We start from the raw sequence: 16,444 nt of genomic DNA, 5'->3' as shown, positions 1-16,444 counted from the left end.
GGATATTTGACATGCCCAAAATATTTATCAACTACCGAACCGGTGACGCCCAGGACCTAGCGACCGTGCTCGAACGCGACCTGCGGGACAGGTTCGGCAAGGAACTTGTCTTCCTCGATCACCGCTCCATCCGGGTGGGTCACGACTTCGAGATGGAACTGCGGCGGGGAGTCATGCGCAGCGATGCCCTACTGGCCGTCATCGGTCCCACCTGGTTCACCATGCCCGGCGAGAATGGTAAACCCAAGATCGGCAACCCGAAGGACTGGGTACACCAGGAACTGCGGCTGGCCCTGGACAACGGAATACCGGTGATCCCGGTGATCCACGAGGACGCCAAGGGCATGCTTCGGGCCGACCGCCTCCCTCCGCCATTGAAAAAGCTGGCGAACCAGCAGTATCGGGAGTATCAGCACCGTCAGGCCGATTCCTGTCTCGACCGGATTGCGCGCGATCTGGTTTCGTTGATCCCGCAACTGATCGATCGACGAGCGGACAAGGCCGGACAGGCAACCGAACCCGTCCGGCCGCCCGCTGAGGACCTCGGCCCGCTGGCGGGTACTGGAACGATCATCACCGGCTCCGGCCAGTACGTAGTGGGGCCGCAGTACAACGGCCCGGCGAACACGGGTTCCGGCATCTTCAACAACCCGACGACGACGTTCGGCGGGTCGCAGTACAACGGCCCGGCCAATACCGGTTCCGGCACTTTCAACAACGCGCACAACATCAATACCGGCACGGACCGCCGGCACGAGGGCACCGATTCCACCGGCAGTGGGGACGATTCGCGATGACCACGGAACAGGAGGACATGGCCGGAGCACCGAGGGTCCAGCAGACGAACAACTACTACCTCGGCACTGACGACCGGACACCGCTGCGGAGCGCACGCCGGAGCCTGCACGACAACGACCTCGCCTGGCTGCATCGCCGCTTCGAACCACCGGAACACTTCGGTACCGCCCAGGCCATGCTGGCCGCGGACGACATCGTGATCGTGCACGGGAGACCAGGCACCGGAACCACCTCGGCAGCGCGGATGCTGCTACGTGCCCACGCTGACCGGACACACAGGTTCCACCTCTTGTCGGACAAACTCGTCGAGCAGGACGATCTCAACATCGACCCGGACAAAGTCTCTCCCGGTGACCTACTGCTACTCGATCTTTCCGCCGCTGACACCAAGACTCATCAGGCATACCAACGCTATCTGCCAACGTTCCGGGCCACGATCAACAACGAGACGGCGGCGGGCACCGGCGCCCGACTGGTCGTGGTGATCAGATCGGAACTGGAACCGGAGACCGCGCAGGATCTACGTCGGCACACCGTGGCCCTTGGGCGACCCGATCCGCAGTTGGTCCTGCGCAGGCACCTATCGGCCGAGGGCCGACGGGACGACGCGCTGCGGGACATGATCCGCGAAAGCCTCGGCCAGCGACTGGAGCCGGCGGTGGCGGAGTACCTCGCCACCGCGCCGATGCGATCGGTGGCGCACCTCGCCCGATTGACTTACGCGGAACTAGAAAAGACGGTCACCGATTCCGGCAGCATCCGGGACCGTCTCCCGGCAGCTCTGGCTCAGGCGCTGGAGTTGAACACCGACCGGACCGCCGAGGTCGACAAAGCGGTAACCAACCAACCGGACGGACGACAACGGGCCCTGCTGTTCACCGTGGCGATGCTCGAAGGCGCACATGCCGACGTCGTCTTCCACGCGGCAAAAGATCTGCTCACGATCACCAGCCATCCGGAACAGGACACGCCGAAGCTGGAACGGGACGCGTTCACCGGCCAGCTCACGGCGCTGGGCGCACGGCCGGACGAGTTCCGGAACGTCGGTTTCGACAAGCCTGGTTACGGCGACGCGGTGCGCGTGCACTTCTGGAACAACCACCCCGACCTACGGGACGGTTTCCGGGAATGGACCGACCGGGTCATCCACTACACGGATCTGCTTCCGGCCGACCGGGTCCGCCTGGTCACTTCCACCGCCACGGAATGCCTGCGGGTGGACCGCCCGAAAGATCTGCTGCAACTGGCGAAGAAGTGGATTAACGAACCGCAGGCGCCCCTTGTCGAGCACGCACGCCGACTGCTGGCCATCGGCCTGGACGACGAACGACACGGCCGATTCTTCCGTAAGGAGATCTACGACCGGTCGCTCGACCGGAGTATCTCCGAGACGTTCGCCGGGATGCTCATCGAGCTGTGCGCCCAGGTGATCGCGCCGACCTACCCGGAACAGGCCCTCGTCCGGCTGCACTATCTGAGCAAGAACCGCGAGAAGCACACGAATCCGCACGCGGTGGAGGCTTTGCTCGCCCTGGTCGACAGCGACGGCCGGTTGTTCCGCAGGATGCTCGACCGGCTTTTCCATTACCGGGTCGGAAATCGCTGGCCGGCCGACATCCACCTGTTCTTCGACCTGGCCACACCACGCCGCCTGCTGCGCCGAGCCGACGGGAGCAGGCCCTTCCTCGCCGAGTCGACCATTCGGCAACAGCTCGTCCGTGGCTGGTCCGACGCGATGCGCGCGCCCGTGCACATTCCCTGGCGCGCGCGACTGTGCGAGTGGCTCGGCGCGTTGCGGTCCGGCGACTACAACCTCGGCGAACAGAACCAACTCCTGCGCATCGTCGTGGACGGTGCCGAGACGGACTTCGCGCTGCTGGCCGAGATCTACGCGGCCGGGCGGGACTGGGCGCTCGGTGACCCCACCGACCATTCCGCGCGCATCCCGCTGGCCTCCCGACTGCACGCGTTCATCGACGAGGCGCAGGGCATCACCCCCGTGACTTCGCTTCACTGATCGAAAGGACCCACGATGACGAACCCGGACAAGACGATGCTCGCCGTGCTGGCAGCTTGCGCGGTCGCCGTTCCGCTGACACTCGGACTCACCCTGGACTGGCCGTTCTGGCTGTGGACGCTGCTGATACTCGTAGCCCTCGCGCTGGTCCTGCTCCAGCGCAGGCGGCTGGACGCACGCGCACGGTACGAACGCGATCTCGCGGGGCGCATGATGTGGCAGGTGCCGGTCCCGCAGCCAATGGCCGAACCCCAGCCCGAGCTGGAACCCGAACCGGTTCGCTTCGAGCAGGCCACCGTCCCCACCACCGAACTGAGCAGTGCGACCGCCGACTACCGGTTCGTCTTCTCGGCCACGGTCTGGTGGCGTCCCGGCCCGAACACTCGCCGGGTCACCCACGCCGATCTCGCCAGGCAGGCGGTCCACGCGATCGTCCACCGTGCCCAGGAGGTCGCCCGCGAGGAGACACCGCAGGACTACACCCGGGTCCGGCACCGGCTGAACAGTGTGCTCGGCGAGTTCCGCGTGGAACCGGCGGGGCTCGTCGAGGCGGCGGCCGCCGACGTCTCGCTCGAACTGACCCCCGAGGATCGCCAGCGAATCGAGTTGTTCACCAGCACCACCAAGGACGTGGCCGTCTGGGAATGCGAACGGGCGCACGAGATCGAGAAACGCAAGTACCTAGCCGAGGACGTGCTCAGCGACACCGGTAGTGCCGTCGTGTGGTGGTTGGCGCAGGATCGGCACGATGTGGAGAACACCGTCGCGCACATCGGTCCACTGGCAGAACTGACGGCAGCGGCGAACAACGCGGCTGTGCCCAACCTGTTCCAGCCCTACCTCGGCGGATCCGAAACACACTGGACGCAACAGCACGAATCCGTGGCGACCGTCGAGGAACCCGCCGGCCCGGCCGGACAGGCAGCCTTCACTTTCACCCAGCCGGTATCCACACGACCGGTTGCCGAGGTCGCGGCCGAGATGATGGATCTGGTCGGGTTGAAGGAAAGCAGCCCCGAGCGTGACCAGTTCGCCGAACGGATCGCGCAATGTCTCCGCGCGATCGGCCGCATGGAGGACGCGAACGGCTTCGCCGCCAGATTCCGCACCCTCGAACGTCCGGTGCTTCCGGCCGAGGACACGGTACCGCCCGAGAGCACCCACGCCACTGACGAGAACCCACCGGCCGTTCACCAGCACGGAGTCCCGGACGAGGATCCGTGGGCCGACGGTGAGCGGCGTCCGGGCGACGACGACCCCGGAGCGCCAGCGGCGGCTCCCGTCTGACACCGGTCCTTGACATCGGCCGACACCAGCCCGCACTATCAACCTTACAGTTGATAAACGGAACGGTTGATAAAGGGGACGCGGTAGTGCGGCAGACGGAGGACCAGCTCAACCACACGTTCGCGGCGCTCGCGGACCCGACCAGACGGGCGATCCTGACCCTGCTGGCCGGGAACGAGGCGACCGTGCACGAGATGGCCGAGCGCTTCGCCGTCAGCCCGCAGGCGATCTCCAAGCACCTGAAAGTGCTGGAACGGGCCGAACTGCTCACCCGCGAGAAGCAGGGCCAACGGCGACCATGCCGGTTGCGGACGCGGCCGTTGATCAGTTCGGCGATGTGGATGGAGCACCACCGGCAGACGGTCGAGGCCAGACTCGACCGGCTCGGTGACCTGCTCGACGAGATGCAACGAGAAGACCGCAACACGAAGAACCACGAGACCAAGGGGAAGACCGATGAGCACTGACACCACCGAGAAGAAGAACATCGTCACCGCCGAACCCGGCTCGTTCGAGATCCGCACCGAGCGGGCGTTCGACGCGCCGCGCGAGCTGGTCTACCGGGCCTTCACCGACCCGGAACTGGTCACCCGCTGGTGGGGCCCGGACGCGCTGAGCACCGTGGTCGAGACGCTGGAGGCGCGGGCGGGCGGCAACTGGCGCTTCGTGCACACCGACGGCGACGGCACCGAGTACGGCTTCCACGGCGTGTTCCACCAGGTCACGCCGGGCGAGCGGATCGTGCAGACGTTCGAGTTCGAGGGCATGCCCGGCCACATCGCACTGGAAACGCTGACCCTGACCGAGGAGAACGGCAAGACCACCGTCTCCGGCAGTTCCATCTACCAGTCCGTGCAGGACCGCGACGGCATGGTCGCCTCCGGCATGGAGGGCGGCTGGTCGCAGAGCATGGACAAGCTCGAAGCGCTGCTCGGCTCGCTGTGAGACGTCCGTCGTGGGCGCGCTGCCCCCTCGCGCGCGCCCACGACGGCCCCCAGCCCGAGAAAGTCCGAAAGAATCCACCCGGCCATGTCGAGACGGCGCGAGCGGCCACGACGTCCCGTTCAGAGCGCCCCGGTAACGGGCGCCGCGACACGATCGGAGACGACGATGACGACGACATTGATGGCCGGAATCCTGGTGAAGGACCACGACGCCGCCGTGGAGTGGTACGGACGCGCACTCGGCCGCCCCGCCGACACCGTGCCCATGCCGGGCTACTGCGCCGAGTGGATCATCGGCGAGGGCGCGATGATCCAGGTGGTGCACGATCCGGAACGCGGCGGCCGCTCCTCGGTGAGCCTGGTGGTGCCCAGCATCGACGAGCACATCGCCGCACTGCGCGAGGCCGGGATCGACACCCCCGAGCGCACCACCGTTCCCGGCTTCATCCACTACGTCACCGTCGCCGACCCGGAGGGCAACCAGTTCACCCTCGTGGAAAGCCTGACCGGGAGCTGAACGTGCCCGCCGCGCGAGGGCACGCTGCCGGTAGCGTGCCCTCGCGTGGCTAGCGGAACCGTGGCGAGCGGCAAGAGGACCTGGGCGGACATCCGCGAGGGCGCGGTGCTCTACGAGGACGACGCCGCCCTGCTGCTGAACAAGCCGACCGGCGTTTCGGTACTCGGCGAACGGCACGACACCGACCTCGTCCGGCTGGCCCGCGACGCGGGCGAGGAACTGTTCGCCGTGCACCGCATCGACAAGGTCACCTCCGGCGCCATCCTCTTCGCGAAGGAACTCCGTCACCACGGCGACCTGACCCGGCAGTTCAACAAGCGCACCGTGGGCAAGGCGTACCTGGTGCTCACCCGGTCCAGCGGACTGCCCGCGCGCGGCCGGATCGACCTGCCACTGAGTGCCGGACGCAAGGGACGCACCCGCATCGCCGCGCCGCGAGACAGCATCACCGAGCACGAGGGCACCTGGAGCGTCCCGGCGTCCGAGATCCTCAGCGAGGTGAAGACCTACCCGTCGACCACCGAGTTCGCGACGGTGTGGACCGACGGGGAACACAGTCTGCTGGTCGCGCGGCCGGTCACCGGGCGCAGGCACCAGATCCGGGTACACCTGGCGTGGATCGGCCACCCCATCGAAGGCGACCCGCTGTTCGACCGGCAGAGCACCACCCGTACCTGTCTGCACTCCTGGTACCTGGCCTTCGACGCCGCGTGGGCGGACGGGACCCGGATCGCCCGGCACGCCGCCCCGGACGCCGCGTTCTGGGCGCCCGCCGGTGCCGCCGACCCGTCCGCGCTGCTCACCGCCGCGGACGCGGGGCTGGCCACCCTGCTGGAGAACTGAGGGAACAAGTCCGACGAACGATGGACCCGGCGAAAAGTGCTCGGGTCTACGATCCGATGGTGACTGAACAATCTGGGAGTCCCGAAAGCGGCCGGCTGCGCGCGTCCGACATTGACCGGGAACGGGTCGCGAAGATACTGCACACGGCGATGAGCGAGGGCCGCATCGACATGGGCGAGCTCGAGGAGCGCCTCGACGTCGTCTACCGGGCGAAAACGCTCGACGAACTCGAACCCGTCATCGCCGACCTGCCGAGCAGCAACCGCACCGGCGGCATCATCACGCCCGCGACGTCCACGGCGGTCAGCGCCGCCGACCGCGGCGACCTGGTGGGTGGCGTGCCCGGGTCGGCGACCTCGATCGCGGTCATGTCCGGCGTCACCCGCAAGGGAAGCTGGGTCGTTCCGCAGCAGCACAACAGCGTGGCGTTCTGGGGCGGCGTCGACATCGACCTGCGCAACGCGCGGTTCGCGCAGCAGCACACCACCATCACCGCCGTCGCGATCATGGGCGGCATCGACATCGTCGTGCCGGACGACATCACCGTCGACGTGACCGGTTTCGGGTTCATGGGGGCGTTCGACCTGGACGACAAGAGCGGCGCGGCCCCCGCCGGGCCGGACGCCCCGGTGGTGAAGATCAACGGTCTCGGCTTCTGGGGAGCGGTGACCGTGATCCGCAAACCGCGCGAGGATCCGCGCAAGCAGGTGGAGAACTGACCACGGCACGATACGCGTACGGGGGCAACGCTTCCCCCGTACGGCCCACCAACTTCGCAATACGTCGACATATTGCGAAGCATCGTGCACAAGGCATCGCAATACGTCGACATATTGCGGTTCGGGGCGGGCGGGACGGGTTTCGCGGTCACGGGTTGCCCGGTGATCCTGGGGCCTAGACTCGCCCGCATGGCTACATTCACGCTGCCGGGCGAACTGGCGGATGCGACGCGCGACGACGCGAGCCTGCGCCGGTTCCTCTTCGGCCTGCCTGGTGTGGACCAGGTCGGCGTCGAGCAACGGGCCGCCGGGCTGGGGACGCGCAGCATCAAGAAGGCGTCGAAACTGTGGGCGATCGACACCGCGATCTCCATGGTCGACCTCACCACCCTCGAGGGCGCCGACACTCACGGAAAGGTACGCGCGCTGACCGCCAAGGCCAGACGCCCCGACCCCGACCGGCCGGACACCCCGCAGGTCGGCGCCGTGTGCGTCTACCCGGACCTGGTTGCCACCGCCGTCGACGGGTTGCGCGGCACCGGCATCGGCATCGCCAGCGTGGCGACGGCGTTCCCGTCCGGCCGGTCCAGCCGCGAGGTCAAGCTCGCCGACGTGAAGCTGGCCGTGGACGCCGGGGCCACCGAGGTCGACATGGTGATCGACCGAGGGGCCTTCCTGGAAGGCCGCTACGGCCAGGTGTTCGAGGAGATCCAGGCGATCAAGGCCGCCTGCGGCGACGCGCACCTGAAGGTCATCCTGGAGACCGGCGAACTCGCCACCTACGACAACGTGCGGCGCGCGTCGTGGATCGGCCTGCTCGCCGGCGGTGACTTCATCAAGACCTCCACCGGCAAGGTCTCCCCCGCGGCGACCCTGCCGGTGACGCACGTGATGCTGCAGGCGGTGCGTGACTGGCGCACCGCGACCGGCGAGCTGCGCGGCGTGAAACCGGCAGGCGGCATCCGCACCACGAAGGACGCGATCAAGTACCTGGTCGCGGTGAACGAGGTGGCCGGGCCGGAATGGCTGACGCCCGCGCTGTTCCGCTTCGGCGCGTCCAGCCTGCTCAACGACCTGCTGCTACAGCGGCGAACCCAACAGACGGGCCACTACAGCGGTCCCGACTACGTCACGGTGGACTGACCATGCCTGCATTCGACTACGCGCCCGCGCCCGAATCCCGGGACCTGGCGAACCTCAAACCCGCGTACCGGCCGTTCATCGGCGGCGAGTTCGTCGACGGCGGCGGCGAACCGCTGAAGACGATCAACCCGGCCACCGAGGAGGTGCTGGCCGAGGTCGGCACCGCGTCGGCGTCCGATGTGGACACCGCGGTCAAGGCCGCCCGCCGGGCGCACACCCGCGTCTGGGGCCCGATGCCCGGGAGCGAACGGGCCAAGTACCTGTTCCGGATCGCCCGGCTGATCCAGGAGCGCTCGCGTGAGCTTGCCGTGCTGGAGAGCCTGGACAACGGCAAGCCGATCAAGGAGTCGCGCGACTCCGACATCCCCACCGCGGCCGCGCATTTCTTCTATCACGCGGGCTGGGCGGACAAGCTCGGCTACGCCGGGCTCGGCCCGGACCCGAAATCGCTCGGCGTCGCCGGCCAGATCATCCCGTGGAACTTCCCGCTGCTGATGCTGGCCTGGAAGATCGCCCCGGCACTGGCCTGCGGGAACACCGTCGTACTCAAGCCCGCCGAGACGACGCCGCTGACCGCGCTGGTGTTCGCCGAGATCTGCCGGCAGGCGGAGCTGCCGCCGGGCGTGGTGAACATCCTGCCCGGCGCGGGGGACGTCGGCGCCGAGATCGTCGGTCACGGTGACATCGACAAGATCGCGTTCACCGGTTCCACCGACGTCGGCAAGGAGATCCAGCGCAGCGTCGCGGGCACCCGCAAGCGGCTCACGCTGGAACTCGGTGGCAAGGCGGCGAACGTGGTCTTCGACGACGCGCCGCTGGACCAGGCCGTCGAGGGCATCGTCAACGGCATCTTCTTCAACCAGGGCCACGTCTGCTGCGCCGGATCGCGGCTGCTGGTGCAGGAATCCATCGCCGGGGAGCTGCTGGAGAAGCTGCGCTACCGGGTGTCCACGCTGCGCCTTGGTGATCCGCTGGACAAGAACACCGACATCGGCGCGATCAACTCGGCCGAGCAGCTCGGCCGCATCCGCGAGCTCGTCGACTCCGGCGAGCACGAGGGCGCGCAGCGGTGGACCAGCCCGTGTTCCTTGCCGGACAAGGGTTTCTTCTTCGCCCCGACGGTGTTCTCCGACGTCCACCAGTCGATGCGGATCGCCAGGGACGAGATCTTCGGCCCGGTGCTCTCGGTGCTGACGTTCCGCACCCCGGACGAGGCCGTGACCAAGGCCAACAACACGCCGTACGGCCTCTCCGCCGGGATCTGGACCGAGAAGGGCTCCCGAATCCTGTGGATGGCCAACCAGCTCCGCGCCGGCGTGGTCTGGGCCAACACGTTCAACCGCTTCGACCCGACGGCCCCGTTCGGCGGCTACCGGGAATCGGGCTTCGGCCGTGAGGGCGGCCGCATCGGTCTGGAGGCCTACCTCGATGCCTGACAAGAACACACCCGCGAAGAAGACCGCCGCCAAGAAGACGCCGGAGGGCAACGCCTCCGGCGCGAAGTCCACCACCGGCAAGGCCACCGCACCCGCCCGGATCTCGGTGGCCAAGACGTACAAGCTCTACGTGGGCGGCAAGTTCCCTCGCTCCGAGTCCGGCCGCGTGTACCCGGTGACCGACGCGCGGGGCGAGTTCGTCGCCAACGCGGCGCACGCTTCCCGCAAGGACCTGCGCGACGCCGTGGTCGCCGCGCGCAAGGCGTTCGGCGGCTGGTCCTCGGCGACGGCGTACAACCGCGGTCAGGTGCTGTACCGGGTGGCCGAGGTGATGGAGGGCCGCCGCGAGCAGTTCGCCGCCGAGGTCGCCGCCTCGGAGGGGGTGCCGATCGCCGCCGCCCGGTCCATCGTGGACACCGCGATCGACCGCTGGGTCTGGTACGCGGGCTGGACGGACAAGATCGCGACCGTGCTCGGCGCGGCCAACCCGGTGGCGGGGCCGTACTTCTCGTTCACCGTGCCGGAGCCGACCGGCGTGGTGGGCGTGCTCGCGCCGCAGGCCTCCTCGCTGCTCGGACTGGTCAGCGTGGTGGCGCCGGTGCTGGCGACCGGGTCCACCGCCGTCGTGGTGAGCAGCGCCGAACGGCCACTGCCCGCGATCACGCTCTCCGAGGTGCTCGCCACCTCGGACGTACCCGGCGGCGTCGTCAACGTGCTCACCGGACGGGCGAGCGAACTGGGCTCGTGGCTGGCCGGGCACGCCGACGTCGACGCGCTCGATCCCACCGGCGCCGATGTCGAGGCGCGGGTGGAACTCGCCCGCTCGGCGGCGGGCACCGTGAAGCGGGTGCTGACCGTCCCGGACGCCGAACCCGACTGGACGACGGCACCGGACATCGCGCGGCTGCGCAGGTACCTGGAGGCCAAGACCGTGTGGCATCCGCTGGGCGTCTGACCCGGCCGGGGCTCGCGGCCCGGGGAATTCACGGTTTGAGGGGTGACCCGGCTACGGGTTTCCCCTCGGACCACCCCAGAAAAAGTGAACAGCGTTAACAATTGTTGTTTAGTTTTCCTCACGAACGAAACTCGTCGACGAGTTTTCCTTTTCGGTGGTGGTCGAGAGGAAAATCGGCGGCGAGTGTCCTTCGTTCTGCTTGCTAACGATATTCCGGGTGCTCGTCCGCCATCGCACGCGGTTCGCGCGGGGTCAGGTCGTCCCCGGTCAACGATCTGCCCGGCAGCGGAGAGACGGCGGAACGCGCACGCAGCCCGTCCAGCACGACGGTCACCGAGCGCGCCGCCGCCACCATGCCGACCTCCGGCGTCGGGTGATACACCGGCCGCAACAGCAGCGACAGCAGCACGACGACGTCCCCGGCCTCGACATCGTCACGCAATGCGCCCTCGTCCTTGGCCGCGTTCACGAGCCCCTGGACCATCTTCACCATCGCCAGGTGCGCGTCCCGAGCGTGCGGATCATCGCGAATAATCGCCGACGAGCGGCCCGACTGTGGCAGGAGCGCCACTCCCATCCGCGACTCGACGCACTCGCGCACGAACCTGCACAGCGCCAGCCAGGCGTTCGGCTCCTCGGCGGCCGCCGTCCGCCCATCGGAAACGACACCGTTGAAGTTGTCCACGGTGACCGCGCGGAGCAGCGCCTCGCGATCGGGAAATCGCCGGTAGAGCGTTCCGACGCCGACACCGGCGCGGCGGGCGATCTCCTCCATCGGCGCGTCCGGGCCGCGCTCGGCGAACATCTCCTTCGCTGCGGCCAGGATCCGATCACGGTTACGACGCGCGTCGGCACGTAGCGTAGGCCCGTTCGTGGACCACTCGGAGTTCCCCGTCACGCCCACCACCTCTCAATCTTGCTCAAGCCCGATTATTGCGCGTGCGATCATATTTCGGGGGATGTTAGCAATTTTCCTGAAGTCAAGAATATGCAGGTTGCAATCAGCAACAGGCAATCAGGTGCCGCACCGTAACGCAAAGTTGATCTTGATGCTGTTCAGGGCGGACGGGCACCCGGCCTGGTTCCGCCCCGGGAAAGCTCGCGGACCGACATGCGCCCCCGGCCGACCCGAGCCGGGAGCGGCGATCCACGGGCGATTCCCCGGGACACCGGACGAAATCATTCCAGATGACCGATTCGGTTCCGGGGAATCCGAATCGGGGCACCGCGGATTGATCGGCAACACTACGTCAAATGGCCCCCAGCGGCTCCGCACGTTCCAGCATCCGGGCCGGGAAAAGATCACCGGCGCGGTAAACCACCGCCTGGCAACGCGTTCCGCGCGCACAACAGAAGTGGGTCCACCCACTCTCCGCCATGAGCGGGTTACGCGAAACCCGCCAAGATCACTTTTTCGGCATCATTTCGGCGGTCACCGGTAACGACGAATCACCCGCTCCCGACAATGCCGACACCTCAGGTGCCGCACGATCTGGCAGGTGGTCATGATGCCGGTACGACCAGTGATCTCCACCCTCACCACCGCAGTCACGGCCGCCGCCGTACTGACCGTGGTCACCGCCCCGGAAGTCGCCGAGGCCGCGCCCTCGCTGCCCGCCGGGTTCGTGCTCACCGACCTCGGCACCGGCCAGGGCCAGTACAACCTCACCGACTTCGGCTTCCTGCCCGACGAGAGCGTGCTGACCACCGGTAAGAACGGCACCGTCACCTGGCTCGCCCCCGGCGGCGCCGGACCCCGGCCGATCGCCGCGCTCTCCGTGTTCACCGGAGGCGACTCGGGCCTGCTGGGTATCGCCATCGCCCCGGACTACGCCGTGAGCCGCCAGATCTACACCACCCGCGCGGTCCCCCGCAGCGGCGGCGGCGCCCTCTGGCGGCTGAGCCGCTGGACGGTGACCGGCGGGGCCGAGCCGACCGGCCTCGGCGCGGAGCGCACCCTGCTGGAGATCCCCGCCGACAGCGACGTGCACGGCATGTCCGACGTCGAGGCCGGGACCGACGGCACGCTGTGGGTGAGCATCGGCGACAGCGCGGCGTCCACCTACGCCAACCCGCAGGCCATCCGCGCCCAGGACCTCGACCAGCCCTACGGAAAGATGCTGCACCTCAACCCGGACGGCACCGGGGTGGCGGGCAACCCCTTCCACCAGAGCGCCACCCCGGGCAGTACCCGCGGCAAGGTCTACGCCTCCGGGCTGCGCAGCCCCTTCCGGTTCACCCTCGACCCCGCGACCGGCACCCCGATCGTCGGCGACGTCGGCTGGAACACCTTCGAGGAGATCAACCTCGTCCGGGCCGGCCAGAACTACAAGTGGCCGTGCTGGGAGGGCGACCTCCAGCCGCCCGGGTACCGCGAGATGGCCGGCTGCGCGGGCGTCGCGAACAACCCCCCGCTCTGGCAGTACCCGCGCTCGGCGGGGGTCAGCGTGACCGGCGGGGTCGTCTACCGCGGCGACAGCTACCCGCAGCGGTACCGCGGCGCGTACTTCTTCGGCGACTACGTCAGCCAGACACTGTGGACACTCACCTTCGACGGCACGGGCAGACTGACCCGCGCCCCGGAGAGCGGCGGGTTCGCCGGCGGCATCGGCGGACCGGTCAGCTTCGGTACCGCGCCGAACGGCGACATCGTCTACGCCGACCTGCTCACCGGGCAGCTCCGCAGGCTCAGCTACGCACCGGGAAACAACGCACCCGTCGCCGTGATCGGCACCCGCACCGACCCGGCCACCCGCACGGTCTCCTTCGACGGCGGCGCCTCCTACGACTTCGACGGCGACCCGCTCGTGCACACCTGGGAGTTCGGCGACGGCAGCACGGCCACCGGCGCCACCGTCACCCACACCTACGCCGCGGCACCGGAACGCTTCACCGCGACGCTGACCGTCACCGACCGCCTCGGCGCGGCGGGCTCCGCCACGGCCGCCGTCGTGCCCGCCAACCGCGGACCCGAACTGGAGCTGACCGCGGCCGACGCCGACGACGCGTACGGAGTCGCGGAACCCGTGGCGCTCACGGCGAGTGCCACCGACGCCGAGGACGGACCGCTCGGCGTCGAGTGGTCCGTGCGCGAGGTGCACTGCTCCACCGAGTCCACCTGCCACTCCCATCCCGGACGGGCGGCGTCCGGCCCCACCTACGAGACCCTGTTCACCGACCACCCCGACACACGGATGGACATCACCGCGACGGCGACCGACTCGGCAGGCGTGACGAGCACCCGGACCTACGTGGCGCAGCCACGGCGGCACCGGGTCACGCTGGACTCCTCGGTGTCCGCGCGGCTGACCCTCAGTCCGAGCGGGGCGGCCTCGGCACTGGTCACCGCCGGGGCGACGGTGACCGTCGAGGCCGCCGCGACCGCGCTGGACGGGGTGGCGAGCTTCGAGCGGTGGGACGACGGCGGGCCGCGCTCGCGCGCCATGACGATGCCGGACAGGGACCTGACGCTGCGCGCGACGTACCTGACGCCGATCGACCGGCGCTTCGCCACCGACCAGGCGGTGCGGGCGGAGCTGGGCGCGGCGGCGGGCCCCGAACTGAGCGACGGCGGGATCCGGTACCGCGACCACGTGGGCGGGCGGCTCTACTGGACGGCGGGCACCGGGGTGCGGGAGGTGCACGGGGCGATCCTGGAGCGGTACCGGGCCCTCGGCGGGCACGCGCGGTTCGGCGTGCCGACGACGGACGAGACCACCACCGAAGACCGCATCGGGCGCTTCAACCACTTCACCGGCACACCCGCGACCATGGCCGCCTCGTTGTACTGGACGCCGGGGACCGGGGCGCACGCGGTGTGGGGCCTGATCCGCGAGCGCTGGCAGGCCAGTGGCTGGGAGCGCGGGGTGCTCGGCTACCCGACCAGCGACGAGACCGTCACCCCGGACGGGTACGGCCGGTACAACCACTTCACCGGCCAGGGAATGCCCGCGTCGATCTACTGGACGCCGGGCACCGGGGCGCACCCGATCTGGGGAGCCATCCGCGCCCGCTGGGCGGCACTGGGCTGGGAACGCGGCCCCGCCGGCTATCCCACCTCCGGCGAGACGGTCACCCCGGACGGATACGGGCGGTACAACCACTTCACCGGTCTCGACGGCTTCCCCGCCTCGGTGTACTGGACCCCGGGCACCGGGGCGCACGAGGTGTACGGGCTGATCCGGGTCCGCTGGGCGGCGATCGGCTGGGAGCGCTCCTACCTCGGCTACCCGACCAGCGGTGAGTTCGGCGTTCCCGGTGGGCGGCGGAACGACTTCCAGCGCGGCTACGTGCACTGGAACGCCTACCAGGGCGGCACGATCGACCGCCGCTACTGACCCCTCCCCGGCCGCACCGTCCATCGTGGACGGTGCGGCCCGCGGGTCAGGCCGCGGCGAGCAGGCCATCGATCGCCGTCACCGAGCGGAGTGCGGCGGTGCCGTCGCCGAACGGGTTCACCCCGGCGGGCACCGTGAGCTGACCGTCCAGCACCAGCCCCGCCGTCTTGACGATCAGGTCGGCGTCGGTGCCGACGAGCCAGGCGCTCCCGGCGTCCACCGCCTCGCGCCGTTCGGTGACCTCGCGCAGCACCAGTACCGGCGTGCCGAAGGTCGGCGCCTCCTCCTGGATACCGCCGGAGTCGGTGAGCACCAGGTCCGCGAGGCGCAGCGCGCCGATCAGGTCGGCGTAGCCCAGCGGTTCGGTGAGCGTCACCCGTTCCACCCCGCCCAGTCCGGCCGAGATCCGGGACCGCACGGCGGGATTGGGGTGCAGCGGCAGCAGCACCTCGACGTCCGGGTGCCGGGCGACGATCCGGCGCACCGCGTCCAGCGTGCGGTCCATCGGCTCACCCCACGACTCCCGGCGGTGCGAGGTGACCAGAACCAGCCTGCGCCCGTCCCGGCGCAACCCTGCCTCCAGCCTGGCCAGTTCCGGATCACCCGCGGCGGGGCGGGTGGCGGCGACGCGCAGCACGGCGTCGACGACGGTGTTGCCGGTCAGCGCGATCCGGTCCGCGGGCACGCCCTCGGCCCGCAGCGCCGTCGCGGCGGCCGCGGTGGGCGCGAGGTGCAGCGCGGCGATCCTGGACACCATCTGCCGGTTGCCCTCCTCGGGGAAGGGCGAGTCGAGCTCGTAGGTGCGCAGTCCCGCTTCCAGGTGCACCACCGGGATGCCGAGCCAGAACGCGCTCAGCGCACCGGCAAGCACGGTCGAGGTGTCACCCTGCACGACGACGGCGGCGGGCCGTCGTTCGCGCAGCAGCCGTTCCATCTCGGGCAGCAGACCCGACACCAGCTCCGCCTGGGTGCCGGTGCTGCGCCCGGGCACGCGCAGGTAGTCGTCGGCGGTGAGACCGAAGCAGGCGAAGGCCTGATCCACCACGTCCTGATGTTGCCCGCTGTGCACGAGCCGCGCGGTCAGCCGCGGGTGATCGCGCAGGGCGTGGACGAGCGGGGCGACCTTGACCGCCTCCGGTCTCGTCCCCGCCAGCAACATGATCTCCATCGCCGACTCCGTTCTGGGATAAGAGGTTCACCAGGGGTGGGTGGCCGGCCCGGACAGGGCCGGCCACCCGTGGCGGGCCGCGTCAGACGCGGCTCTTCGACATCCGCCGGTTACGCCGGTAGGACGCGACGACGACCAGGACGCCGAGCAGCACCAGCAGGGTGCCCGCGGCGATCCACCAGCCGATGTCGGCACCGGTCGCGGCCAGCGCTCCGACGCTGCCGCCTGAAGCGGCGACACCGCCGCCGGGAATCCGGTACATCAGTTCGCCACCGATCCG

At 69.3% G+C, this 16,444-nt stretch carries 15 protein-coding genes; 12 read left to right on the top strand and 3 right to left on the bottom strand.

What is annotated here, in order from left to right:
- Positions 1–11: 11 nt before the first annotated feature.
- From CFN78_RS02220 to CFN78_RS02170, 11 genes are all read left to right on the top strand, one after another.
- A complete protein-coding gene (locus CFN78_RS02220; protein WP_094860804.1) occupies positions 12–797 on the top strand; it encodes a toll/interleukin-1 receptor domain-containing protein in 786 nt (261 codons plus the stop codon).
- On the top strand, positions 794–2,815 hold the full coding sequence (locus tag CFN78_RS02215) for a hypothetical protein (protein WP_094860803.1): 2,022 nt from the start codon (positions 794–796) through the stop codon (positions 2,813–2,815). Before CFN78_RS02220 ends, CFN78_RS02215 begins: the two co-directional genes overlap by 4 nt.
- Before the next feature lie 15 nt (positions 2,816–2,830).
- Positions 2,831–4,102 (top strand): hypothetical protein, encoded by a 1,272-nt coding sequence (locus CFN78_RS02210; protein ID WP_094860802.1) that lies wholly within the window; start codon positions 2,831–2,833, stop codon positions 4,100–4,102.
- 86 nt (positions 4,103–4,188) lie between these two features.
- A complete protein-coding gene (locus CFN78_RS02205; RefSeq protein WP_094860801.1) occupies positions 4,189–4,569 on the top strand; it encodes an ArsR/SmtB family transcription factor in 381 nt (126 codons plus the stop codon).
- Positions 4,559–5,047: an SRPBCC family protein gene (locus tag CFN78_RS02200; protein WP_094860800.1), complete on the top strand. Its 489-nt coding sequence runs from the start codon at positions 4,559–4,561 to the stop codon at positions 5,045–5,047. The genes CFN78_RS02205 and CFN78_RS02200 overlap by 11 nt, the downstream gene beginning before the upstream one ends.
- Before the next feature lie 165 nt (positions 5,048–5,212).
- The gene (locus CFN78_RS02195) at positions 5,213–5,563 is read left to right on the top strand and encodes a VOC family protein (RefSeq protein ID WP_133116269.1); all 351 of its coding nucleotides are present in this window, start codon (positions 5,213–5,215) and stop codon (positions 5,561–5,563) included.
- A 45-nt stretch (positions 5,564–5,608) separates the two neighbouring features.
- The gene (locus CFN78_RS02190; protein WP_240519210.1) at positions 5,609–6,406 is read left to right on the top strand and encodes an RluA family pseudouridine synthase; all 798 of its coding nucleotides are present in this window, start codon (positions 5,609–5,611) and stop codon (positions 6,404–6,406) included.
- A 95-nt stretch (positions 6,407–6,501) separates the two neighbouring features.
- Positions 6,502–7,125: a DUF1707 SHOCT-like domain-containing protein gene (locus CFN78_RS02185; RefSeq protein WP_240519241.1), complete on the top strand. Its 624-nt coding sequence runs from the start codon at positions 6,502–6,504 to the stop codon at positions 7,123–7,125.
- A gap of 189 nt (positions 7,126–7,314) precedes the next feature.
- Positions 7,315–8,268, top strand: coding sequence for a deoxyribose-phosphate aldolase (gene deoC / locus CFN78_RS02180; protein ID WP_094860797.1), 954 nt, complete (start codon positions 7,315–7,317; stop codon positions 8,266–8,268).
- Between the two features lie 2 nt (positions 8,269–8,270).
- On the top strand, positions 8,271–9,704 hold the full coding sequence (locus CFN78_RS02175; RefSeq protein ID WP_094860796.1) for an aldehyde dehydrogenase family protein: 1,434 nt from the start codon (positions 8,271–8,273) through the stop codon (positions 9,702–9,704).
- Between the two features lie 106 nt (positions 9,705–9,810).
- On the top strand, positions 9,811–10,659 hold the full coding sequence (locus CFN78_RS02170) for an aldehyde dehydrogenase family protein (RefSeq protein WP_240519240.1): 849 nt from the start codon (positions 9,811–9,813) through the stop codon (positions 10,657–10,659).
- Positions 10,660–10,861: 202 nt separating this feature from the next.
- Here CFN78_RS02170 and CFN78_RS02165 read toward each other — a convergent pair whose 3' ends face one another.
- Positions 10,862–11,557 (bottom strand): TetR/AcrR family transcriptional regulator, encoded by a 696-nt coding sequence (locus tag CFN78_RS02165; protein ID WP_240519209.1) that lies wholly within the window; start codon positions 11,555–11,557, stop codon positions 10,862–10,864.
- A gap of 610 nt (positions 11,558–12,167) precedes the next feature.
- Between CFN78_RS02165 and CFN78_RS02160 the strand changes: the two genes are divergently transcribed.
- Positions 12,168–14,996, top strand: a complete 2,829-nt coding sequence (locus tag CFN78_RS02160) for a PQQ-dependent sugar dehydrogenase (RefSeq protein ID WP_094861082.1) — start codon at positions 12,168–12,170, stop codon at positions 14,994–14,996.
- Between the two features lie 46 nt (positions 14,997–15,042).
- On the opposite strand, the gene wecB is transcribed toward CFN78_RS02160, so the two are convergent.
- Positions 15,043–16,164 (bottom strand): non-hydrolyzing UDP-N-acetylglucosamine 2-epimerase, encoded by a 1,122-nt coding sequence (wecB, locus tag CFN78_RS02155; RefSeq protein ID WP_094860793.1) that lies wholly within the window; start codon positions 16,162–16,164, stop codon positions 15,043–15,045.
- Between the two features lie 82 nt (positions 16,165–16,246).
- A complete protein-coding gene (locus CFN78_RS02150) occupies positions 16,247–16,426 on the bottom strand; it encodes an LPXTG cell wall anchor domain-containing protein (RefSeq protein WP_094860792.1) in 180 nt (59 codons plus the stop codon).
- Between the last annotated feature and the right edge of the window lie 18 nt (positions 16,427–16,444).

Source organism: Amycolatopsis antarctica, from assembly GCF_002262875.1.
Lineage (GTDB): Bacteria > Actinomycetota > Actinomycetes > Mycobacteriales > Pseudonocardiaceae > Amycolatopsis > Amycolatopsis antarctica.
Note: the sequence above shows the minus strand (reverse complement) of the source record. Positions and strands in the feature narration are given on the sequence as shown.

Coding starts and splice junctions, on each gene's coding strand:
- CFN78_RS02220 (WP_094860804.1), top strand. CDS start 12: ATGCCCAAAATATTTATCAACTACCGAACCGGTGACGCCCAGGACCTA.
- CFN78_RS02215 (WP_094860803.1), top strand. CDS start 794: ATGACCACGGAACAGGAGGACATGGCCGGAGCACCGAGGGTCCAGCAG.
- CFN78_RS02210 (WP_094860802.1), top strand. CDS start 2,831: ATGACGAACCCGGACAAGACGATGCTCGCCGTGCTGGCAGCTTGCGCG.
- CFN78_RS02200 (WP_094860800.1), top strand. CDS start 4,559: ATGAGCACTGACACCACCGAGAAGAAGAACATCGTCACCGCCGAACCC.
- CFN78_RS02195 (WP_133116269.1), top strand. CDS start 5,213: ATGACGACGACATTGATGGCCGGAATCCTGGTGAAGGACCACGACGCC.
- deoC (WP_094860797.1), top strand. CDS start 7,315: ATGGCTACATTCACGCTGCCGGGCGAACTGGCGGATGCGACGCGCGAC.
- CFN78_RS02175 (WP_094860796.1), top strand. CDS start 8,271: ATGCCTGCATTCGACTACGCGCCCGCGCCCGAATCCCGGGACCTGGCG.
- CFN78_RS02160 (WP_094861082.1), top strand. CDS start 12,168: ATGCCGGTACGACCAGTGATCTCCACCCTCACCACCGCAGTCACGGCC.
- wecB (WP_094860793.1), bottom strand. CDS start 16,164: ATGGAGATCATGTTGCTGGCGGGGACGAGACCGGAGGCGGTCAAGGTC.
- CFN78_RS02150 (WP_094860792.1), bottom strand. CDS start 16,426: ATGTACCGGATTCCCGGCGGCGGTGTCGCCGCTTCAGGCGGCAGCGTC.